Source organism: Neisseria sp. P0021.S007, from assembly GCF_051956855.1.
In genome coordinates this window covers 1-441 of sequence record NZ_JBQCXA010001731.1, presented here as the reverse complement: position 1 = coordinate 441, position 441 = coordinate 1, and the positions used below count along the sequence as shown (strand labels likewise).

The 441-nt window shown below is 48.8% G+C and carries 1 protein-coding gene; it reads left to right on the top strand.

Going from position 1 to position 441, the window contains the following annotated elements; genetic code table 11:
* The coding region (locus tag ACTHUR_RS21170) for a sugar nucleotide-binding protein (protein ID WP_440400775.1) at positions 1-340 on the top strand (340 nt) is incomplete at its 5' end.
* Positions 341-441: the final 101 nt, after the last annotated feature.

Genomic DNA, 441 nt, shown 5'->3' with positions numbered 1-441 from the left:
TGATCAAACAGGCTGCCCCACCTACGCCGGCGACCTCGCCCAAGCCATCATTACATTGCTGCAACGACCCGTCGCTCCACGGGGTATTTACCATTATGGCGGCAACAAATCGGTAACATGGTATGAATTTGCCCAAGCCATTTTTCAAACGGCCCAACAGCAAGACCCTAATTTCAAAGTTCCGCAACTGAACGCGATTACGACCGACCAATATCCCCTACCCGCCCCGCGTCCTGCTTACAGCATTATGGACTGCCAAAAAATTGAAAACGAATGCGGCATCAAGGCATCCGATTGGCAAAAAGCTTTAAATGAGATCATCGGCAAGCTGGATAACTGAGCAGTACCATCCGCCGGATAAAACAAAAGACCGCAACAAACGAAGCGGTCTTTTGTTTTACTCAGGATATACTGGCAGCAGAACAGAAATATCGTATCACC